This window comes from Dyadobacter pollutisoli, from assembly GCF_026625565.1.
Classification (GTDB): domain Bacteria; phylum Bacteroidota; class Bacteroidia; order Cytophagales; family Spirosomataceae; genus Dyadobacter; species Dyadobacter pollutisoli.
In genome coordinates this window covers 2588121-2608934 of the sequence record NZ_CP112998.1, presented here as the reverse complement: position 1 = coordinate 2608934, position 20814 = coordinate 2588121, and the positions used below count along the sequence as shown (strand labels likewise).

General features: G+C 45.8%; 19 protein-coding genes. 7 read left to right on the top strand and 12 right to left on the bottom strand.

The genetic code is table 11. The annotated features are described in order from the left end of the window. The first annotated feature begins 15 nt into the window (after positions 1-15). Positions 16-1833, top strand: a complete 1818-nt coding sequence (locus ON006_RS10740) for a M61 family metallopeptidase (RefSeq protein ID WP_244819778.1) — start codon at positions 16-18, stop codon at positions 1831-1833. Between the two features lie 64 nt (positions 1834-1897). Here the strand turns inward: ON006_RS10740 and ON006_RS10735 are convergent, their stop codons facing one another. The 3 genes from ON006_RS10735 to ON006_RS10725 form a co-directional block, all read right to left on the bottom strand. Further along, complete coding sequence (locus tag ON006_RS10735) at positions 1898-6253, bottom strand: CotH kinase family protein (RefSeq protein WP_244819777.1); 4356 nt, start codon at positions 6251-6253, stop codon at positions 1898-1900. 207 nt (positions 6254-6460) lie between these two features. Next, entirely contained in the window at positions 6461-6526 is a 66-nt protein-coding gene (locus ON006_RS10730) for a hypothetical protein (RefSeq protein WP_244820522.1), read from the bottom strand. Between the two features lie 4 nt (positions 6527-6530). Continuing rightward, the gene (locus ON006_RS10725; protein ID WP_244820534.1) at positions 6531-6734 is read right to left on the bottom strand and encodes a hypothetical protein; all 204 of its coding nucleotides are present in this window, start codon (positions 6732-6734) and stop codon (positions 6531-6533) included. 116 nt (positions 6735-6850) lie between these two features. Between ON006_RS10725 and ON006_RS10720 the strand changes: the two genes are divergently transcribed. Continuing rightward, positions 6851-7627 carry a TlpA family protein disulfide reductase gene (locus tag ON006_RS10720; RefSeq protein WP_267609978.1) on the top strand — a complete coding sequence of 259 codons (777 nt, stop codon included), beginning with the start codon at positions 6851-6853 and terminating at the stop codon, positions 7625-7627. Here the strand turns inward: ON006_RS10720 and ON006_RS10715 are convergent, their stop codons facing one another. The 5 genes from ON006_RS10715 to ON006_RS32325 form a co-directional block, all read right to left on the bottom strand. Then, positions 7628-8428: a GNAT family N-acetyltransferase gene (locus tag ON006_RS10715; protein ID WP_244819775.1), complete on the bottom strand. Its 801-nt coding sequence runs from the start codon at positions 8426-8428 to the stop codon at positions 7628-7630. Positions 8429-8481: 53 nt separating this feature from the next. Beyond that, on the bottom strand, positions 8482-9021 hold the full coding sequence (locus ON006_RS10710) for a hypothetical protein (RefSeq protein WP_244819774.1): 540 nt from the start codon (positions 9019-9021) through the stop codon (positions 8482-8484). Position 9022: 1 nt separating this feature from the next. Next, the gene (locus ON006_RS10705) at positions 9023-9493 is read right to left on the bottom strand and encodes an RNA polymerase sigma factor (protein ID WP_244819773.1); all 471 of its coding nucleotides are present in this window, start codon (positions 9491-9493) and stop codon (positions 9023-9025) included. Between the two features lie 106 nt (positions 9494-9599). Continuing rightward, positions 9600-9839 (bottom strand): DUF4926 domain-containing protein, encoded by a 240-nt coding sequence (locus tag ON006_RS10700; RefSeq protein ID WP_255772860.1) that lies wholly within the window; start codon positions 9837-9839, stop codon positions 9600-9602. A 1-nt stretch (position 9840) separates the two neighbouring features. Continuing rightward, positions 9841-10035 carry a DUF6883 domain-containing protein gene (locus tag ON006_RS32325; RefSeq protein WP_374760211.1) on the bottom strand — a complete coding sequence of 65 codons (195 nt, stop codon included), beginning with the start codon at positions 10033-10035 and terminating at the stop codon, positions 9841-9843. An 82-nt stretch (positions 10036-10117) separates the two neighbouring features. Between ON006_RS32325 and ON006_RS10695 the strand changes: the two genes are divergently transcribed. After that, positions 10118-10957 (top strand): sulfurtransferase, encoded by an 840-nt coding sequence (locus ON006_RS10695; protein WP_244819772.1) that lies wholly within the window; start codon positions 10118-10120, stop codon positions 10955-10957. 77 nt (positions 10958-11034) lie between these two features. On the opposite strand, the gene ON006_RS10690 is transcribed toward ON006_RS10695, so the two are convergent. Then, positions 11035-11910 (bottom strand): c-type cytochrome, encoded by an 876-nt coding sequence (locus ON006_RS10690; protein WP_244819771.1) that lies wholly within the window; start codon positions 11908-11910, stop codon positions 11035-11037. 205 nt (positions 11911-12115) lie between these two features. Here ON006_RS10690 and ON006_RS10685 point away from each other — a divergent pair, with 205 nt between their 5' ends. Together ON006_RS10685 and ON006_RS10680 are read left to right on the top strand one after the other, a co-directional pair. Continuing rightward, the gene (locus ON006_RS10685) at positions 12116-13102 is read left to right on the top strand and encodes a helix-turn-helix domain-containing protein (RefSeq protein ID WP_244819770.1); all 987 of its coding nucleotides are present in this window, start codon (positions 12116-12118) and stop codon (positions 13100-13102) included. A 33-nt stretch (positions 13103-13135) separates the two neighbouring features. Then, entirely contained in the window at positions 13136-13675 is a 540-nt protein-coding gene (locus ON006_RS10680) for a YceI family protein (RefSeq protein ID WP_244819769.1), read from the top strand. A 3-nt stretch (positions 13676-13678) separates the two neighbouring features. On the opposite strand, the gene ON006_RS10675 is transcribed toward ON006_RS10680, so the two are convergent. Then, on the bottom strand, positions 13679-13939 hold the full coding sequence (locus ON006_RS10675) for a hypothetical protein (protein ID WP_244819768.1): 261 nt from the start codon (positions 13937-13939) through the stop codon (positions 13679-13681). 173 nt (positions 13940-14112) lie between these two features. On the opposite strand from ON006_RS10675, the gene ON006_RS10670 reads away from it, so the two are divergent. Next, positions 14113-18210, top strand: coding sequence for an FG-GAP-like repeat-containing protein (locus tag ON006_RS10670; RefSeq protein ID WP_244819767.1), 4098 nt, complete (start codon positions 14113-14115; stop codon positions 18208-18210). An 87-nt stretch (positions 18211-18297) separates the two neighbouring features. Here the strand turns inward: ON006_RS10670 and ON006_RS10665 are convergent, their stop codons facing one another. Beyond that, positions 18298-18531, bottom strand: a complete 234-nt coding sequence (locus ON006_RS10665) for a hypothetical protein (RefSeq protein WP_244819766.1) — start codon at positions 18529-18531, stop codon at positions 18298-18300. Positions 18532-18608: 77 nt separating this feature from the next. Next, the gene (locus ON006_RS10660) at positions 18609-19238 is read right to left on the bottom strand and encodes a pyridoxamine 5'-phosphate oxidase family protein (RefSeq protein WP_244819765.1); all 630 of its coding nucleotides are present in this window, start codon (positions 19236-19238) and stop codon (positions 18609-18611) included. Positions 19239-19319: 81 nt separating this feature from the next. On the opposite strand from ON006_RS10660, the gene ON006_RS10655 reads away from it, so the two are divergent. Then, positions 19320-20789 (top strand): aminotransferase-like domain-containing protein, encoded by a 1470-nt coding sequence (locus tag ON006_RS10655; RefSeq protein ID WP_244819764.1) that lies wholly within the window; start codon positions 19320-19322, stop codon positions 20787-20789. Positions 20790-20814: the final 25 nt, after the last annotated feature.

The window sequence follows — 20814 nt, the reverse complement described above, 5'->3', positions numbered from 1 at the left end:
AACCTATTAGTTGTGATGAAAAAACTACTCTTGCTGGGTATGCTGCCTTTTCTGGGCTTTAATGCATCAGCCCAAAAAATTAATTACGATGTGTCATTCCCCAACCTCGTACACCATGAAGCTAACATTGCGGTAACCGTCACCGACGTACCGCAAAAGGAACTTGTTTTCCGTATGAGCAGGTCGTCGCCGGGCAGGTACGCCACACATGAGTACGGGAAAAATATTTACGATGTGCTCGCATTTGACAAGGCCGGAAAGCCTCTACCCGTTCAGCGGGTCGATGGGGACATATATAAGGTGTCCGGAATTGATGGTTCTGTAAAAGTCCAGTATACATTATATGCCAACCATGCGGACGGTACTTATGCCGGGTTGGATCAAAGTAGCGTCCATTTGAATGCGCCCGCGACTTTTATGTGGGTCAAAGAGTTGGAAAAAGCGCCCATCTCGGTGAAATTTGAGTTACCCAAAAATCGACAATGGGTGATTGCAACGCAGCTCAAACCAGGAAGTGACGCAACTACATTTACAGCGCCCGACCTCCAATATTTTATGGACTCGCCTATCAAAATAGGCAGTCTGATCATGAAGGAATGGACGGTCAATAACCCGGACAAAACGCCTGCAAAATTCCGGCTGGCATTGGAAGCAACTTCGACCGACTCGCTGGCAGACAATTTCGCATACAAAATCAAACGCATTACACAGGAAGCACTGACGATTTTTGGTGAGTTTCCAGTCTTTGATTTTGGTCAGTATACATTTCTGGCGAGCATCAATCCGTACGTTAAAGGCGACGGAATGGAGCACCGCAACAGCACAATGATCACATTGCCTGTGGCTTTCAATGGTGCCAATAACCTGCTGGGCGTTTTTTCTCACGAATTCTTTCACACCTGGAATGTGGAGCGTATCAGACCGAAAACGCTTGAACCATTCAATTTTGAAAAGAGTAACATGAGCTTCGAGTTGTGGTTTGCCGAGGGTTTTACCCAATACTATGGCGATCTTATTCTTGCCCGGGCCGGATTTGACTCTCCTGCAGAGTATTGCCAGACTTTAACGTCGCTCGTGAATACCAAAGAAAATACACCGGGGGCAAAACGGATTTCACCTGTACAGGCTAGCTGCAATGCTGTTTTTGTGGATGCTGGCGTTGCGGTGGACAAGACGAATTATCCTAATACTTATACATCTTACTATCCATATGGAGCGTCCATTGCCCTGGCTTTGGATCTGGAACTCAGAACTCGCGGGCTGACATTGGACGGTTTTATGAAAGCGCTTTGGGCAAAACATGGCAAACCTGAAATCCCTTACCAGGTGTCAGATCTGCAAACGGTACTTGCCGTTTTTTCAAAGGATAAAGTGTTTGCGGAAAGCTTTTTTCAAAAGTATGTCAATGGTAATGAGTCATTTAACTACGCTCCTTTGCTCCAAATGGCCGGTTTGTCACTGAAAAAGCAGTTTGAAGGACAGCCTTGGATAGGGGATATGCGATTTAAAGAAGGTACTGAGCTGACTGTACAATCCAACACAATTATTGGCACGCCGCTATATGCTGCGGGAATTGACATTGATGATCAACTCGTGAAGGTTGATGGTAAAACTGTGGGAACACAGGCAGAACTGACAGCAATTGTTAAAGCGCACAAACCGGGAGAAAATGTTACCATTGACTATCGTCATCGCGGCGAAATTAAATCCACAATGCTCACGATTGCTGAAAATCCAAGGCTTATCGTCACGCTGAACGAAGAGGCAAATTTGCCTGTAACAGCCGAAATGAAGAAATTTCGTAAAGAGTGGCTGGATAGCAAGATTAAATGATTGACAGAAGTTGCACACAAAAAAGGCCGGAATCCCTTCCGGTCTTTTTTGTGTGCAGATGTTTTTATTGAGTTAGCAGCAGTTTTTTTGTTTCAGTTTCATTTCCCTTTTTGATCTGCAAAATGTAAATCCCAGCGGGAGCGTTGTTCAGCCTGATCTGCTCCTGATGATTTCCTTTACCTTTTACTTGGCTATTGTACCACCGCTTGCCCTGCATATCGGTTACCGTGATGATCCCCTCGCTTCCGGCTTTAAGATTGAATTTCGCTTCAAAGTGGGACGTAGATGGGTTCGGGTATACAGTCAGAGCATCTTCAAAGCCGGTGGTTTGCGTTTTGGCTTCCGGCGCGCCCATTCGCGTATTCGCCCCTCCGCCAGTTACACATATTTTATCCTGACGACAGCTCGGCCCGGCTAGTCCTTGAATCCGAACGTTGTTGTTACCTTCCACAAGCGCGATGTTAATGATCTCTTCTCTCCAAACAATGTTCCAGCTATAAGTCGAGGGCAGTTGCACCGATGGCAAAACCACACTGCCATTCACAGAAAAACTAACAAGCGCATTACCAGACGCATAGTAACGTAATTTCAATTGGTAAGTTCCGGCAGCTTTCACGCCATTCACCGCGTACTCAACATAATGATTGTAGTTGTTTTTATCACCACGTGTAAATCCTCCGGATGCATTCGGATCGTCGGTTACCGGGCCGTTACCATTAGAAGTTTCAGCTTCCAGGCACAGACTAAAAGGTTCTCCCGTCGGCGGCTGACAGTTGGCTACCGTAATCGAAGCCGTCGCAGTTTTGTTGGTACAGCCGTTTTTGGAAGCTGTGACGGTATAATTGAATGCCCCATTGGTCCCAGGCGCATTGGTATTGACTGATATGCCAGCCAAATTGATTCCATTACCGGTCCATTGATAAGATACGCCGCTGCAATTAGCTCCCGTGCAGCTGGCTGTGAGACTGATCGCGGCCGAGCATGCAGGAGTAGCAGTGGAAGGAGCTGCGGTAACATTGAAATCACATTCAACAGGCACGCTACCCACATGAACAGTCAGGTTCGCGGTTTTGTCCGGACATCCTGCTTTGGAAGCTGTGAGGGTGTAAGTGTAATCGCCGGGAGCGGACGGCGCATTGACATTGGGTGACGAGCCGGTCGCATTGGCACCGTTTCCTGTCCAGGCATAGGCGACACTTCCACAGTCCGCGCCGGTGCAATTGGCATTGAAAGTCATGGCTTGCTGCGGCGTGTAAGACTGTAAATTGGCCGTTGGCGCGATGGCAAAGTTGCAGGTGACAGGATCCGGGTCGGGATTTTGTGAGCCGCTGCCGGTAACACAAATTTTATCCTGACGCAAAGCATACCCAGGTAACCCCTGAATACGGAGCGTATTATTTCCCTGGTTTAGCGTCACATTAAACGTTTCTTCCCTCCAAACAATGTTCCATGAGAAAGTAGCCGGAAACTGCACCGAAGGAATAACCGTGTTACCATTGACAGATACACTGGCCAATGCATTACCGTTGGCATAATAACGGAACTTGACCTGATGCACGCCTGTCGCTTTCACACCATTCACCGCATATTCGACATAGTGGTTGTAATTGTTTTGATCGCCCCTTGTTTTTCCTCCGGATGCATTGGGGTCGCCGGTTATCGGACCATTGCCATTGGAGTTTTCAGCTTCCAGGCACAGACTAAAAGGTTCTCCCGTCGGCGGCTGACAGTTGGCTACCGTGATCGAAGCTGTCGCAGTTTTGTTGGTACAGCCATTTTTGGAAGCTGTGACGGTATAATTGAATGCACCATTGGTTCCAGGCGCATTGGTATTAACCGATATACCAGCCAAATTGATTCCGTTACCAGTCCATTGATAAGATACGCCGCTGCAATTGGCTCCCGTGCAGTTCGCTGTGAGACTAATGGCGGCCGAGCAGGCAGGCGTGGCGGTGGAAGGAGCAGCGGTAACATTGAAATCGCATTCAACGGGCACGCTACCCACATGAACAGTCAGGTTCGCGGTTTTGTCCGGACATCCCGCTTTGGAAGCTGTGAGGGTGTAAGTGTAATCGCCGGGAGCGGACGGCGCATTGACATTGGGTGACGAGCCGGTCGCATTGGCACCGTTTCCTGTCCAGGTATAGGCGACACTTCCACAGTCCGCGCCGGTGCAGTTGGCATTGAAAGTCATGGCTTGCTGCGGCGTGTAAGACTGTAAATTGGCCGTTGGCGCAATGGCAAAGTTGCAGGTGACAGGATCCGGGTCGGGATTTTGTGAGCCGCTGCCGGTAACACAAATTTTATCCTGACGCAAAGCATACCCAGGTAACCCCTGAATACGGAGCGTATTATTTCCCTGGTTTAGCGTCACATTAAACGTTTCTTCCCTCCAAACAATGTTCCATGAGAAAGTAGCCGGAAACTGCACCGAAGGAATAACCGTGTTACCATTGACAGATACACTGGCCAATGCATTACCGTTGGCATAATAACGGAACTTGACCTGATGCACGCCTGTCGCTTTCACACCATTCACCGCATATTCGACATAGTGGTTGTAGTTGTTTTGATCGCCCCTTGTTTTTCCACCGGATGCATTCGGGTCACTGGTTATCGGACCATTGCCATTGGAGTTTTCAGCTTCCAGGCACAGACTAAAAGGTTCTCCCGTCGGCGGCTGACAGTTGGCTACCGTGATCGAAGCTGTCGCAGTTTTGTTGGTACAGCCGTTTTTGGAAGCTGTGACGGTATAATTGAATGCCCCATTGGTCCCAGACGCATTGGTATTGACCGATATACCAGCCAAATTGATTCCATTACCGGTCCATTGATAAGATACGCCGCTGCAATTGGCTCCCGTACAATTGGCTGTGAGGCTGATGGCGGCCGAGCATGCTGGCGTCGCAGTTGAAGGAGCAGCGGTAACATCGAAATCACATTCGACGGGTGTGTTGGTGCAATTGCCGCCCGTTACCATTGGGCAGAAATAAGTATCAAGCCAGGTAAGCCGTTGGCTTATAAATGAATGTATATAGTTAAGCCCTCCCGAGCGATTGGCGCCGCCGTACTGATCCTGTGCCACCAGGCTTTCCCGTTCGTATACCAAATTGGAGTTCAGTGTATTATAGCTCGTTGAGAATCTTCCTTTTAAGTTATTTTCCGTCAATAAATTTTGTCTCAATGCGAACCACCGGGTAGCCAGTTTGTTCTTAAAGTCATCTGGATTAAGCATGAAAAGCCGCTTGTAAAGTCCATTGGTACGTTCTCCCTCAACCCGATTGCTCCTTGAACCATCCGGAAAATACGACCAGGTGCCGTCCAGGTCCCAGGGAACAAAGAAGTAAGGTTGCCCCTGGTCATATTTCGCGAGAAAATAGTTTTTCTCCATATTATCCTCCACAAGCAGAAGGTTGGTAAAAATGAAGTAGTCGATCAGGTTATCGATTTTCATAAGGTTGCCAATGTTGTTTTTGAAATCATTGTCAGACGATTCAATGACTGCTTTCAGGAAATTGTAATGATTTTGCCAGTCGCTGTAATCCGGGTATTCAAGTTCCCAATGTTGCCAATCAGCGCTGCCGGGATCGGCTTTGGCAACTCCTATGCCTGCAAAAGAAGATGAAAGTGACCAGTCGTCTGCTTTGTAGAGCTCGCCATGCGTAACGCCCCCATCTTCTTTTTTGAGCTGCAATTGTTTTCGGTCCATGTCTTCGGCAAAGCCGTAAACACCCAGGTAGGATTTATTCATGAAAACTTCCACATATTTCATGCGGATAGAGGATATGGCTTTCGGTTCGGATGCGGCATAGTAAACCTTATGCATGTCTATCCACAAATTATGCGAAATCATGTTGTTGGCACGTATTTCTTCATTCCACAGCGCGAGGAAAAGCCAGCGTTTGTCACTTCTCAAACCCAATAGTGACTCGTCTTTATTCTTACCGGCCGCGTCTTTTAACTGAACCCGGTAGGACTTTTTTGGAAAAAATGCGGAACTGTTTCCTCTGATCCTGATCGCCATATTGGAATTATAAGGCGTTCCTTTTCCATCGGAAAGAGATATAGCGCCCGGAATTTCGTCGACCTGGTTGATTTGTGTGGGATCCGGTATTTGCAGATTAATGACGGGAAGCTCAGTAAAATAGAGGCTGTAACTTTTGCCACTGTTGGTAATCGTATATTTGACGCCTACACTTAATGTATTAATGCCATTTGCAAACGTGAAGGTCTGAGCATCAAACTTGATCTGAATCGGAAATACTGTTATCTGTGCCGGTGTTGGCAATTGGTCGCATACAATCAGTTTTCTCGGTTCGTCAATGTAAAAACGGTAATTGTCGATGGGGATTTGAGCTTGTACGCAGTAGCTGCTTAAAACGAAGGCCAGAATGGCCAGGCAAGAGGTAAAATTTTTCATAGTGGTATATAATTGATGAGTAAAAATTGATAAATCCAAGATATAATATGGAGATGCCAAGACAAATTTAAATTTACTGCGGTATCTTATAGGTACCGTTAAATAAGAAGGTGGAATTTGAGAACAGTAAGTTCGTTGAGTATCAATGTATTATAGAATACTTTCAAATTTTGGTAGTAATATTACGACGTACGAGAAACGTATAGCCTATTCCTGCTTTTCTGAGAGGTATTTCCAATATCTCCTGGGTACATGACGGATGTGCCACTGCATATTTTTACGGGCCTGGATGTTGGTGTTTTTGAAATACTCCTTCCATGTGAGATTTTTCGGGAGCGAGCAATTTGAGGCAGGTTTCGGTAGGCATTTCAAGATTAATGCTCATGCGGTCGGCATAGAGACCGGCCTCTTTCATCAGTTCTTCGCTGGCTCCCGGCGCTCCGTCTGGATAAAATTCCCAACTTGTCACGTATCCGTTCAAACATATTAAATTCAATGATTAAGTTAGTCTGCTTAAAATAATGAAGCCGGATAATCAGTTATATCAGCAAAATATACTCCGTTTTAGTGCTTGAAAATATCAAAGTTTTGATACTGTTGAAATCTTTTACTCAAAAATCGTTCCCAAGTGACTGGAAAGCAACGCTGCTTTCCACATTGACAATCATCGCCTGTGTAGGTACGCTGAGCGCCCAACCCGATGAACCAAGGGTGACCCGCTATAACGGAAAGGTGAGCCAGCAGTTTGTGATGAATAAAGAAACGCCCATCATTGATCATTCAACTGGTAAGCGGATCAGCTATGCCACTTACGATGAGCTGCTGACGAAGAACCCGGGTAAATACAAAACTCAGCCGATATTCGACAAATATGGAAAACCTTCGTCTTTTGAAGTGATTAAAAAGAGCCAGTTAATGATCCAAAGTGACGGATCGGTGATGCAGAATCCGGATCTGATGCCGGAAATAGGAGAGCCCATCGCACCTTTTGTGATGACTGGTCTGGATGGAAAAGAGTATAATTCTGAGAAATTAAAAGGAAAGTATATCCTGCTTGGCTTTTGGGTAAAGTTTGAAAAACCACTTTATACATTGGCCAGCACCAAGGTAATTTCCAGTTTTATTGATGGAAACCGGCAAAAAGGTGTGGAAATTGTGTCATTGGGCACCACATTAAATACCGAGGATGAATGCCTGGACGCTATTCCCAAACGTAACTGCGGCTTTGTTCCAGTGCCCGATTCTTATGGTTTTAACCATCGGTACAAGATCAGCGAAACACCTTATTTTATCCTCATTGATAGAAAAGGAATAATAAAGGCTATGGCTCCCCATACCGAATTTTCTAAGATCAGTGAACTGGTTTTGAGATAATTAGCCCAGCTGTCCACTGATCCTGTTGAATAGCAGCTCCGGTTTCCAATCTCTTTGCTTCCCGAGTAACATGCGGCGTGAATGTTTGCGTATTTCAAAACGATGTTCGTTCAGGAATTCCATTGCGGCTAGATTGGCGATCGGTAATACGGCAGAGTCGTATTCCTGAATGCGTAATTTCATCAGTTCCAGCCCTGCTTCATTGTTGTGAGCGATAATCGGCCCGTCGCCCCAGCCCGGAATGTAAAAGCCATGTACCTGGTTTTCTTTAAGGTAAACTTTCATTTGTGAGAGGAAATCTTTCAATATAGCGCTGCGATCTTCTCCTGAAACCATTCGGTCCAGCGCCAAAACCTGTGCATTGAATTTGTCCTCGTACGGAATAATGTTGGGCGATATAGGGAGAGCAACCGGCCCGGTTTCCAAACGAAGGTGAGCATATTGAGTTTCAACTTCGAAGCCCAGTTTTTTATAAACCGGATAACCATATTCCGTAGCATCCAGGTATATGGTTTCGTAGCGGTTTCTGTCAATATCGTCGATCAGAGAACGAGTGACCGTATTTCCAAGTCCCTTATTCCTGTGATCGGGATGCACGACAATACAGGCAAGCCAGGCCGTATCGCTATGAAAAACCGACGTTCCGATGGCCACCATTTGCCCGTTTTCCTCAATTTTAACAGGTGAACAAACATCAGATTCGATAAAATACCGGAATCTCGGAATCAGATCGCCCCAGTCAGAAGGTTGAAGAGCCGGCAGTTGTTCAAGATCTGCCGGCAGAAATTCGGAACTATTCATTTTCAATTTGATCCTGCTGGTTATGATGACTTCATGTTAGAAACACAAAATTCTCAAAATTCTTCTTCCAACAGCTTAAAATGGGCGATTTTTCTTTGCCAGTTAATAAATGAGTAGTAAAAGAGCAAAGCGAATGCGATCACGATACCGGCTAGTATGATGTATTTGCGCTGGGTAAATGCAATTTCGGAAGTTAGAAACAAGAGCAGCGACGAGCCGTAAATGATGGAGGACAACATTGAAAATACGGAGATCTTTTTCAATGTATCCACTTGCCGGGCAAGCGACTGCTTAATGTTTACAGCATTGACCGGGTTTTTAGTGAAAAAGTAGCCTATGAGGTTGTTGGTCAGGTACATTAAAATGCTCACTACTAACAACATATTGACATAAAAGGGCTTTTCAGCGCCATCAAAGCCGTCGTAATAAACAAAAAGCAGTATCGTAAGTAATGTAGCTTCAATAATGAATTTTAAACGGACTTTTTTCAGCGAGGGATGGTTCTGAATTTTGGTCATCATTTCAAGCTCTTTTTCTGTCAGAGATTGGCCGCCAGCGTTTTGCCAGCCGGATTTCAAGTCATCGATGTTCATATTATTTTTGGTTTAAAATGGATTTGAGTTTTTCTTTAATCCGGTTGAGCCGTACACCGACATAGTTTTCGCTGATACCGGTGATGTCGGCAATTTCCTGGTAAGAATAATCTTCCAGATAGAGAGAAATAAGTGCCTTTTCTGAATCATTGAGCTGCCTCAGGGCCCTGTACATTAGTTCTTCCTGCTCTGAAATATCAGTTTCCAAATCAGCGTGCTCCGGCAGATCGTCCGACAAACTAATGTTGACCTTTGACTTTCGGTAAACTGCAATGGCGGTGTTAAGGGCGATCCGGTAGATCCAGGTACTCACTTTCGATTCCTGCCTGAAACCAGGGAAAGCGCGCCAGAGCTGAAACACGATTTCCTGGAAAAGATCTTGCTGATCCTCCTTCGTGTTCCGGTACATCCGGCTGATTTTGTGAATGATATTCTGGTGTTCCTTAATAGTTTGCAGGAAAATCTTTTCCATAAAATTCCGATCATTTCACAATAGGTTGCGGTTTTGACCAGAATCTTACAGTCAATGTGAAATATTTACAGATTTCCGCAAAAAAATCTTGGGCAGGAAGGATAATTTATAAGCTAACGTTTTGACCTTCACGTACATGGGCGATCTCGCCCTGGCGCACGGGGCGGATCTGATGAAGGAACAGAGTTTCAACGGCGATGGTCTTCCCATCGAGGGTTACGAATTCCACCTCAAAACCTTTTCCATTCTGATGCGTCATAACGACTGTTCCAACATCACCGATTTCCAATCCAAGTTCTGCGATGTTTTCGGCAAGAACTACTTTGTCAAATTCGTTTATCGTCATGTTAAGAAGGAAATTTCCCCGCGCAAGCCATTTCTAGCAGCGCATGGATAAAATCATACTGGTTAGAGGCACTATATCCAAATTTACGAAAAAATATGGCTTTCGATCTGCCTTCCGGATGATCAAAATTTAGTAAATAGCCTTCAATCTTATTAATAGCTACAATTGCTTTGGTGCAATTCGGTAATTTCGACAGATAGAGAACGGAAGTGTTTCTATTGGACGCTATTTTTAGAAAAAGGTCACTTTATTATATTTGATAAACCATAGACACCGATATGAATATCATTACAACAGATCAGCTGAAAGCTTTTATAAGGGATGAAAATCCGGTTTTGATTGATGCGCGGGGTGGGGCGGATGCTTTGAAGCATTTTAATTCGGGACATCTGGAAAACGCATTATTTGCGGATCTTGAAACAGACCTTTCCGAAAAATCAGCAAATGCCGCTCACGGAGGCAGGCACCCGCTTCCTAAACCTGAGAACTTTGGAGAATTTTTGGGGAAACTTGGAATAGATCCGTCGTCCATTGTAATCGTGTATGATGACAAAAAAGGCGCGAATGCAGCGGCGAGATTTTGGTGGATGCTCAAAGCCGCAGGCCACGAAAAGGTGTACGTAGTGAGTGGAGGACTGGATGCTATTGCAAAAGCAGGACTATCAATATCGAAAACGACTTCCATTCATTCCAAGAAGGAACCATACCCTGTTACCGAATGGAAATTGCCGGTTATTGATGCAGATTTCGTTTCTAACGTTGCCAGCAACCCGGAATTTATGGTCATTGATGTCAGGGAAAATTACCGGTATGTAGGTGAGAGTGAGCCAATAGACCTGGTTGCAGGCCATATTCCCGGTGCAGTCAACATTCCTTACACGACTAACCTGGACGAAAATGGGGACTTTAAATCAGTGGATGAATTGGCTGTAAAATACCGCGAGGCCATTGCAGATCGTGACCCCCGGAATGTTATTGTGCATTGCGGCTCGGGTGTAACTGCCTGCCATACCTTGTTGGCAATGTCGGAAGCCGGACTGGACGGAGCCGGACTATATGTTGGTTCATGGAGCGAATGGTCACGTAATGACCGACCAGTTGCCACCGGGATCAAATGAAACGAAGACCAATATATTTCGCTGAAATAAAAGCGAAATACATTGGTCAATCGTCAATGGTCATTGGTCAATGGTCCCTAAATAGATTTCAAATACAAATAAAGTGACGCCAGTTCTGTTTTGGTGTACTGAGCCGTCATTTTCCAGGGCATGTCATCGTTTTTCAGCACATGTCCTTCCGGTGTTTTTCCGGTAGTCAATGTTGTAATGAACTGCTGCTGAGACCATTTTCCGACATGGCCGGAACTGGTAATGTTAGGTACCGGCGGAAAACCCGGTGCCAGCGGCTCGCCACCCTTCATATCCTCACGGTGGCACCCGCTACATGATATCGAAAGATATTTTCCCTGTGCTACACCTTCCGAGGAATCTGCTTTTGCGATCATTGGCCTGTTGTGATCAATTTTTTCGACGGACAGCAGAGGCATTTTATCCAGTGCGCTCATGATGATTGCGACCGGGCCGAGGTCGTTGGCAGGTAATTTGCGATCGACTTTTGGTACTTGCCCGCAGTAGGCAATGATCGCGGAAATGTCCTGCTCAGAGAGCAATGCAGTTTCGTGTGACGGCATGAACAAAAGCGGTTTGCCGTTTGTGCCAATACCGTGTCGGAGTGCCGTGAGCCAGTCTGCCGGACCGTAACTTTGCGGCAACCCGCCATTGCCTTTGGTCAAATTGCTGGCCGAAAGCTTTCCCACAGCCCCGTCATCCATCATGATTTTACCGCCAAGGTCGGTGCCGTGGCAATCCTGGCACCCTTTGATGGCCACGAGGTGCTTTCCCCTGGCCAGCGCCGCGCTGTCCGCGGTGATGTCTATCTCTTCTTTTTTGAAAGAATAGTCCTCTTGAATGCGCCTGTTTACATTAACCGATGCGGCAACAAAACCCGCAATCACCAACAGGATGACCATTCCCAGTGTCAAACCCGTCCATTTTAGAATTTTTCTTATCATGGCTTTGCTAAAAACTAATTACATAGCAAAGGTCCGGACTATCCATTTTTTTCGCCTACGTTGAAAGGATTAGTATCAACGCAAAACGGATTTTATGTATAAACAATAAAGGTACCGTTCAGTAATTGAGACAAACCATTTGCAGTAAAAGCGACTATTTTCGTATTGCATTCTTACTATTAATAACCTTAGAACTAGATTTAAAATGGCTGCCCTGACCCTCAACTCAGCGGATATTATGGATTTTGGCCACTTCCCTGATCCACAATCGGTAGGCCAGCCGCCGGTACCAGGTCCAGGCAATGGATTCATTGGGGTGTATCGTTCCGAGATCGGCACGATCCGCTTCAAAAATGCAATGTTTCCGCACATGCATGTGATGGATTTGCGGTGGGAAACGGAACGTGAAATGGTGCTACACGATTCCACATTGTCGGATACGATCAACATTAATTTCCAGATGGCGGGAAATCTGGATACCAAATTCTGGGGGATCACGCACGAACTTAATATGCGTCCAGGAACACATAACCTGGTGTTTTCGCCCGAGGGCGGCGACATTAACCGGGTTTGCTCCAACAGCCTTCTTGAAATGTTTCATATCAGTCTGGAAAAGAACTTTTTCAGACATGCGATCGGCTGCGATGATCATTGGAGTGAGCAGATCCAAAATAATCTGGAATATGACAGGCCATTTTCAGGAATAAAGGGAACGCTGGGCGTGACCCCCCCAATGCTCCGGCTGATTGAAGAAATACGTGAATGCAATGCAGCAGGGCCCATGCGAAATCTTTTGATTCAGTCTAAAACGCTCGAATTGCTGGCATTGCAGATGGACCAGTTTCGACGACCTTATGTGACGCATGACGAAATTCATAGTGCTGATGCTGAGAAGTTGCATCAGCTGAGAGCCTACCTGGATGCTAATTTTCTAGCTGAGCAAAATCTTGCACATTTGAGCAAGATTTGTTTACTGAACGAATTCAAGGTCAAAAAGGGATTTAAGCTGCTTTTTGGAACTACTGTTTTTGGATATTTGAGGCAGCTGCGGATGGAGTATGCCAAGAAATTGCTCTCAAACTGCAAGATTTCAGTTGAGGAAGTGGCTGATGCGCTGGGTTACGAGCATGCGCATCATTTTTCAACAGCATTCAAAAAATATACCGGTAAAAATCCTTCACATTATATGTAAAAACGCCATTGCGGTCTTGATCATCACAATATTATGACTAAGAAAAACATTACTTATTGGGTTGCGGCGACATTGTTTCTGAGTTCTTTCACCTTTATGATGTTTCAAAACTGGAACATAGCATCTGGTTACTCGGTCAAGTTTGACGGAAAGTATGCCCACGGAAGCTTTGAGAAGTTGAATGGCACGATCAGTTTCGATCCATTGAACCCAGGCAGTTCAAAATTTGATGTGACCGTAGACGTAGCCTCGATCAGCACCGGCATCGAATTGAAGAACAAGCACGCCAAAGGCGACAAATGGTTTGACGTGGAGAAGTATCCGGTCATTCATTTCGTCTCTTCTTTGGTTTCTAAGGCAGATACCGGTTTTGTGGTGCATGGTGAGCTGGAAATGCATGGTATTAAAAAGGACATCGCTATTCCATTCGCATTTCGTACTGATGCTGGTCAGACGGTGTTTTACGGGAAATTCAAAGTAAACAGGGGAGATTTTGCTATCGGGAAAACCAATGGCAAGGATTCCGATTCAACGTCGGTGGAGGTATATGTGCCGGTCAGTGCAGCGCAGTAACAGTTATCTTTTGCCAAGATCATCGAGTTGCTTCAATAGTGCATGTAATTCTTTTTCAGCACTTTTCAGCGATTTCAAATCAGCCGGTTCAATCACGCTGTCGGCCGGGTCATTGAAGTTTTTCGCTTCCTCCATTACCTCAGGATTTTCGCGGTTTTCATCTGAAAACTCAGAGGCAAGGTCCATATTCGTTTTTTCAAATTCAATTTGCTGACGTTTGGAAAGAATTTTTTCTTCCAGGTCTTTTCGATTTTGAGAAGTCATTATGTGCTGTGGTCCGTTTGCAAGAACAGCAAAAAAATTGAGCCAGCAGACCTTTTGATTATTGTAGGCTCCTTTGGGTAATCGCTTAGCATTCAGTTTTGAGGAAATAGTAAAATTTGTTACAGCAACAATTGTCGCTTCACATTTTTTACAAACCTCCAAACCGGGATGTCATGAAACATTATTACAAGCATGTCGTGGCGCTGCTGTTGGTTACATTTACCGCAGCTTCGTTTTACATTTTCAAAACAGTTACAGCAGAGCAACAGACGAAAGTCACCGTTGCCGGAAGTGCGAGGCAACTGCCACTAGGGACACCTGAGCCCGATATAGTACAGGAAGCTACAGTGGCCGACATTCAGAAGGGCCTCGTGCAGCGAGAGTACCATATCACGTTTGATGAGGAAAAGCAATCATTGCAAAGCCCAAACCGCAAGCAAAACCTGCGCGCCTACTACCGGCCCGGCGTTTTGACCATCCAGAACCGCAAAGACTCAGCTGGTCATAATTTCAAACTAAAACTGGTTAATGAAGGGATTTTTGCTGATGGTAAAAAGATTTATTCGCCTCAGGATAAAGCAGATGTAGGCAATGCAAGTAATCAGGTTGACATTAAACATGCCGGATTCATTGAGCAGTATATTAATAATGAAGAAGGCGTCCGTCAGAATTTCATTGTACAGTCTGCCCCGAAAGGCACCAATGAATTACAGGTCAGGCTTTCTGCAAAGGGATTGAATGTCAATGACCTGGGGAATAATGAGCTTCATTTTTATGATGAAAATACTGATGGCACGGCCAGGAAACAGTTGGTATATAAAGATCTCAAATGCTGGGATGCCACTGGCAGGGAACTGATCGCGTCTTTGTCCTATAAAAATGAACAGATTTTGATCAGCGTCAATACCTCCGGCGTAAGCTACCCGGTTACCATCGACCCTATCGTCGTCAATGGCCATCCGGGTAATGCGAATGGCCTGTTGGAATGCAACCAGGTTGCAGGCAATGCCGGTGTGGTGTCAAGTGCCGGGGATGTAAACGGGGATGGATATAGTGATGTACTGGTAGGTGCCCCGTATTACGACAAGGGAGAAGTCAATGAAGGTGTTGTATTTGTTTATCACGGTTCCGCTACGGGAATCGGTTCCAATCCAGCTTTGGTTTTGGAAAGCAACCAGGCCGAGTCGCGGTTCGGGCAAACCGTTTCAACAGCGGGGGATCTCAATAACGATGGGTTCAGTGATGTTCTGGTGGGCGCACCGGCCTACGACAAAGGCCAAAGCAATGAAGGTGTCGTATTTGTCTATCACGGCTCGGCGGCCGGTATAAAAACCAATGCGGTGTTACTCCTGGAATGCAACCAGATAGAGGCCCGCCTGGGGAATTCGGTCAGCCTAGCCGGTGATGTCAACGGGGACAATTATAGTGACATTATTGTCGGGGCCCCATTGTATGACAAGGGCCAAACTAATGAAGGGGTTGCTTTTGTGTACCACGGGTCAGCGGCAGGTATCAATCCGGTTGCAGCATTTACAATAGAAAGCAACCAGGTTGAAGCAAAACTAGGCAATTCGGTGACCGGGGCCGGTGATGTGAACGGCGACGGGTACAGCGATGTAATAGCAGGTGCGATGTGGTATGACAAGGGGCAGGTTAACGAGGGGGCCGCATTTGTTTATCATGGAAGTGCGGCGGGCATCACTGGGAACGCCGTTTCAATTCTTGAAAGTAACCAGGCAGACGCGATACTGGGCTTGTCGGTGGCCGGAGCCGGTGATGTCAACGGGGATGGTTACAGTGATGTGATCATAGGCGCATATTTATATGACAACGGGCAGCTCAATGAAGGCGCTGCTTTTGTGTACCACGGGTCAGCGGCTGGTATCAACGTAAATGCGGCAACAGTTCTGGAAAGCAACCAAGCGGAAGCACAGACCGGGTATTCGGTGGCAAGTGCGGGGGATGTGAACGGGGACGGATATGGCGATGTGATAGTAGGTGCCAATTACTATGATAATGCCCAGTCCAACGAGGGCGGCGCATTTGTTTATAAAGGTTCTGTAAACGGATTAATAGCTAGCGCCGCATCAGTTTTGGAGAGTAACCAGGTGAATGCTTCCCTGGGAGGATCGGTTGCTAGCGCGGGTGACGTAAATGGGGATGGTTATAGTGATATCGTGGTTGGCGCGCCACTTTATGACAAAGGGGAGAATGATGAGGGTGTGGCGTTTGTTTGGCATGGAAGTCCTTATAATTTGGATATGGTTACTTCCCTTTCTCTTGATCTAAATCAGCAAAATTCTTTAATAGGTTATTCTGTTGCGGGAGCTGGTGATGTTAACGGGGATGGATATGATGACACAATTATAGGCGCTTATCTATATGATAATGGCCAATCAGATGAAGGAGCCGTGTTTTTGTATTTAGGGTCCTCCAACGGCAATAATATTGTGTATTCTGTAATATTAGAAAGCAACCTGCATAATGCTGCCTTCGGCAAGTCAGTTGCTAGTGCAGGTGATATTAATGATGATGGATATGGAGATGTAATTATTGGTGCCCCCTATTATACAAATGGAGAGATATACGAGGGAGCCGCTTACATCTATTATGGTTCGATGAATGGTTTAGACAAAAACACCTACACAATTTTACAAAGTAATCAGGCCAATGCTTGGATGGGTCGTTCAGCTGCGAGTGCTGGTGATGTGAATGGTGATGGATATGGAGACGTAGTGGTGGGAGCGGAGGCTTTTGATAATGGACAATTTAATGAGGGAGTCGTGTTTATATATCACGGATCAGCTAATGGAATTATTCCACAGTTTGTATTGCGGTTAGAAAGTGATCAGCAAACCGCATACATGGGGTATTCGGTCTCTGGTGCTGGTGATGTCAATGGGGATGGATATGATGATGTTGTGGTTGGTGCTCCATATTACATAAAAGGCCAAACACCTGAAGGACGTGCATTTGTATATTATGGGTCAAGTAATGGAATTAACGTCTTGTCTAGGCTGACCTTAGAAGAAAATCAGGCAGAATCAGAATTTGGTTGGTCAGTATCAAAAGCAGGCGATATTAATGGCGACGGATATGCGGATGTTGTTGTAGGTGCTCCCGGTTATGACAAAGATTTGCAAAACGAGGGAGCTGCTTTTGTTTACAATGGTTCGGCAGCTGGACTTAATTCAAATTTTACAATGATTTTAAAGGGGAATCAGTCAGAATCAAGATTTGCCTCTTCTTTGTCAGGAGCAGGCGACGTAAATGGTGACGGATATAGCGATATAATCGTTGGAGCTCCACATTTTTATAAGATTCAGACGGTTGGTGGGAATATTGTTAAACTATACAATGGAAAAGCATTTCTTTTCTGCGGGTCTGAGTTAGGAGTCAAGGCTATGCCGATGTCGACATTTGAAGTTCTGGATGACCAGTCGGAAATGGGACAATCGGTCTCGGGCGCAGGCGACTTAAATGGTGATGGATATTGCGATATAGTGATAGGATGTCCAGAGTTTGGGAATAGCGGAGCAGCGTTTGTCTGTTACGGAAACACCGGCAATAACCTCAAAAACAACCTCCGCCTCTACAATTCCGATTTAACTACAGTAATCAACCACAACCAATTCCCTCAAAATAACTTTGGCGCAGGACTATATGCCAGATCGTTCCTGGGCCGAAACAAAGGAAAGCTCGTATGGGAAACGAGGGCTAAAGGACAAGGATTTTCGAAGGGCGGGAATAATGTCATTACCAATAGTACCCAGTCTACCGGCTCGCAGAATGCATATACCGGTCTCGGTCTTGGAGGTACGGAATTGAAAAGTGTGATAACCAAACAAGGGCCCGCGACCAAGGTACGGGTTCGAATAAAATACGATCCGACTCTTGCGTTAACCGGCCAAACGTATGGTCCTTGGCGTTACTTGCCTGCCTATTTGTTAGGTACTAATATCGCACCTGTACCGGAAGACGCAATGGCTGAAACCGTGAAGCGCAAAGCTGAGATTTTAGAAAAAGGTAACTTTTCTGAAACGGTTTCCATATATCCAAACCCGGTTTCGGATAGACTCTTCGTTGAATCTAAAACTCCTGAACAGATACGCGAAATGCAATTGTTGACTATCAATGGCAAATCCGTATGTAAATCATCGGGAGGGACTCGTGAAATTGATGTCAGACATCTGGAACCAGGGGTTTATATCTTGATAGTAACACATTTGGACGGATCAAAACTTTCGAAGAAAGTGATGATTAGGCGGTAGTATCTCAAATTTGAACGATAAAAAGGCCTTTTCTTTACCAGAAAGGGTCTTTTTGTCTTGATCTAACAAACAACAACACATTGCCCGTCAGACCAAAATCGCCATGTCCGGATCCAGGCGGTTGTCCTGGGCGGCCACGGAATATGCTAATTCTACTCGTTTGCCGCTTTTTTCTGCTTGTTCGAGTAGCTGGAAAATTTTCTCTTCTCCTTCCAGTTGTAATGCCTGATATAAAATATTTCCGTAGTGAAATTCTTTGGAACCCAGTCCGTGTCGTAGTGCAGCCAGTTGGTAACGATCGAATAATTCCTTTCCTGTCATAGGGATGCAATGTTTTGGATTAAATCTGGTCTCTTTTTTTGTGAAAGATGATCAAATTTAGCCTAAGGTTGCATCGGTTACATTAAATGTGAAGGAAGCGGAATATTTTTACTCAATTCGTCCGCTATTGGTGCCAGTCTGTTTGTTTGGAGCGGGATCAATCCGGACCAGATCGGAAGTTCGAGATCTTCTTCTTCATCGTTCGGCATACCGGTTCTGGTTTTGGCCGATGCTTCTTCAAACGAAAAGGCCAGCGCGGTCGTTTTTTTGACCTCATTGTCTTTCATAGGACGAAGGTACTCCCAGCTGTCGGGTACTATTTTATTGGTAAGCCATTCAAATGCAGCACGTTTGGTCTCGGTATCTTCTATTTTTTCTGCTTTTGAAAAAATCGTTAACGAACGATAATTCACCGAATGGCTGAATGCTGATTTGGCAACCACCAATGCATCCGTGAGCATGATGGAGATACATACAGGAATACCTTTTTCGATTTCCCTGATGAAATGACTTCCTACTGACCCGTGGATATAAATTTTATCCTCATACCGGACAAAAGCGGTAGGAATTGCAAATGGCCGATTGTCCACCGAGTAGCTGATCACGCAAAACAACGCTTCGTCCAGAATGGAGCAAATCGTTTCAGTGTCATATTGCGTCCGTTTAGCAAGTCTGCTTGGAATGAGGTAGGGTGGTGTCGTGCTCATGTTTTTTTTGTTTTTCCTCAAAATTATGTTTTAATTGGACGGCGATATTGATCCAATATTTATAATTATGGTAGTCCAATTATGATGCAAGTCCTGCCCACATTGTTGTCTGTGGAAAAATCCGGACGGTTGCCGGTTTATCTGCAGGTAGCTAACCAACTGATGACGCTTATCCGAAATGGTACGTTGCAGCCCGGGTACCGGTTACTCAGCACGCGGCAGCTGGCTTTGATGCTCAAAGTGCACAGACGTACTGTGGTTCAGGCATATGACGAGTTGCTTGCGCAGGGTTGGCTGGAAAGTCATACCGGTAATGGGACATTCGTGGCCAAAAATTTGCCGGAAATTCAGCCTTCGGAGCCCAAAGTGAATGGTCAAAGAGTAGCGGCAAACCTGAAAAGTGCGGGTTTTCAATTCGATGTTCCTGAATATCTGAACAGGCCGGTACTAAAAGCCGGAACGCGGTTGCACCTCGACGATGGCTTTCCAGATCCGCGACTTGCGCCTCTGGAAGATCTTTCTCGTGCGTACCGAAGCCAACTACTCAACGGAAATCCCTATGTACGCCTCGGTTACGGGGATACGAAGGGATCTTTGTGGCTACGGCAGGAGTTGTCGGCCTATCTCAACGAAACCCGCGGCTTGAAGACAACTTCTGAAAATATTCTGATCGTGCGCGGCGTGATCATGGGCATTCACCTGACCACCGCTGGCCTTATTAAACCTGGCGACTACGTGGCTGTGGATTCTCCGGGCTGGTTCGGGGCGAATATGAATTTCGTTCATGCAGGTGCCAAGGTGGTGGAAGTGCCTGTGGATGAGTATGGTATGGATGTGGATGCTTTGGAGAAAATTTGCATGAAGCAGCCGATCAGGCTGCTGTACGTGACTTCACATCATCATTATCCTACCACCGTAGCCCTGCGTGCTGACCGCCGCATTAATCTGATGAAACTGGCTGAAAAGTATGGTTTCATCGTTTTTGAAGACGATTACGATTACGACTTTCACTATTTGAGCAAACCATTGTTGCCGCTTGCAGGAGCAGATCCGACAGGGATGGTGCTGTATTGCGGGTCATTTACCAAAACCATCTCACCTGCGCTTCGGGTGGGGTACCTGGTAGGAGCAGAGGATGTGATTTCATACCTCGCCCGTTTCCGTCGCATTGTAGACCGGCAGGGTGACCAAATGCTGGAAAATGCGCTCGCAGAGCTATTTAAAACCGGTGTTTTGCAGCGGCACCTGCGCAAGTCAGTCCGGGTGTATAAGCAGAGGCGAGATACATTTTGCGAATTAATGAAGACCCATTTGAATGATTATGTCAATTTTCAGGTTCCTGATGGAGGTATGGCGGTATGGACACGGTTCGACCCCGCGATTGATCTGAAAGCGCTTGCTGCCAAAGCTTTGCAAAAGGACCTGTATTTTTCTGACGGATCGGCCAGCAATCTCCCGCCGGCCCTGGCTGGCGGCGTCAGGCTTGGGTTTGCATCTTCCAATCAAAGCGAACTGGAAGAAAGCGTTGAAATCATGACGGCGCTGATTTAAATGAGACTTTGTCAAAAGTATTTAA

Coding starts and splice junctions, on each gene's coding strand:
- ON006_RS10740 (WP_244819778.1), top strand. CDS start 16: ATGAAAAAACTACTCTTGCTGGGTATGCTGCCTTTTCTGGGCTTTAAT.
- ON006_RS10705 (WP_244819773.1), bottom strand. CDS start 9,493: ATGGAAAAGATTTTCCTGCAAACTATTAAGGAACACCAGAATATCATT.
- ON006_RS10675 (WP_244819768.1), bottom strand. CDS start 13,939: ATGACTTCTCAAAATCGAAAAGACCTGGAAGAAAAAATTCTTTCCAAA.
- ON006_RS10670 (WP_244819767.1), top strand. CDS start 14,113: ATGAAACATTATTACAAGCATGTCGTGGCGCTGCTGTTGGTTACATTT.
- ON006_RS10685 (WP_244819770.1), top strand. CDS start 12,116: ATGGCTGCCCTGACCCTCAACTCAGCGGATATTATGGATTTTGGCCAC.
- ON006_RS10715 (WP_244819775.1), bottom strand. CDS start 8,428: ATGAATAGTTCCGAATTTCTGCCGGCAGATCTTGAACAACTGCCGGCT.
- ON006_RS10660 (WP_244819765.1), bottom strand. CDS start 19,238: ATGAGCACGACACCACCCTACCTCATTCCAAGCAGACTTGCTAAACGG.
- ON006_RS10695 (WP_244819772.1), top strand. CDS start 10,118: ATGAATATCATTACAACAGATCAGCTGAAAGCTTTTATAAGGGATGAA.
- ON006_RS10735 (WP_244819777.1), bottom strand. CDS start 6,253: ATGAAAAATTTTACCTCTTGCCTGGCCATTCTGGCCTTCGTTTTAAGC.
- ON006_RS10700 (WP_255772860.1), bottom strand. CDS start 9,839: ATGACGATAAACGAATTTGACAAAGTAGTTCTTGCCGAAAACATCGCA.
- ON006_RS10680 (WP_244819769.1), top strand. CDS start 13,136: ATGACTAAGAAAAACATTACTTATTGGGTTGCGGCGACATTGTTTCTG.
- ON006_RS10690 (WP_244819771.1), bottom strand. CDS start 11,910: ATGATAAGAAAAATTCTAAAATGGACGGGTTTGACACTGGGAATGGTC.
- ON006_RS10665 (WP_244819766.1), bottom strand. CDS start 18,531: ATGACAGGAAAGGAATTATTCGATCGTTACCAACTGGCTGCACTACGA.
- ON006_RS10710 (WP_244819774.1), bottom strand. CDS start 9,021: ATGAACATCGATGACTTGAAATCCGGCTGGCAAAACGCTGGCGGCCAA.
- ON006_RS10655 (WP_244819764.1), top strand. CDS start 19,320: ATGATGCAAGTCCTGCCCACATTGTTGTCTGTGGAAAAATCCGGACGG.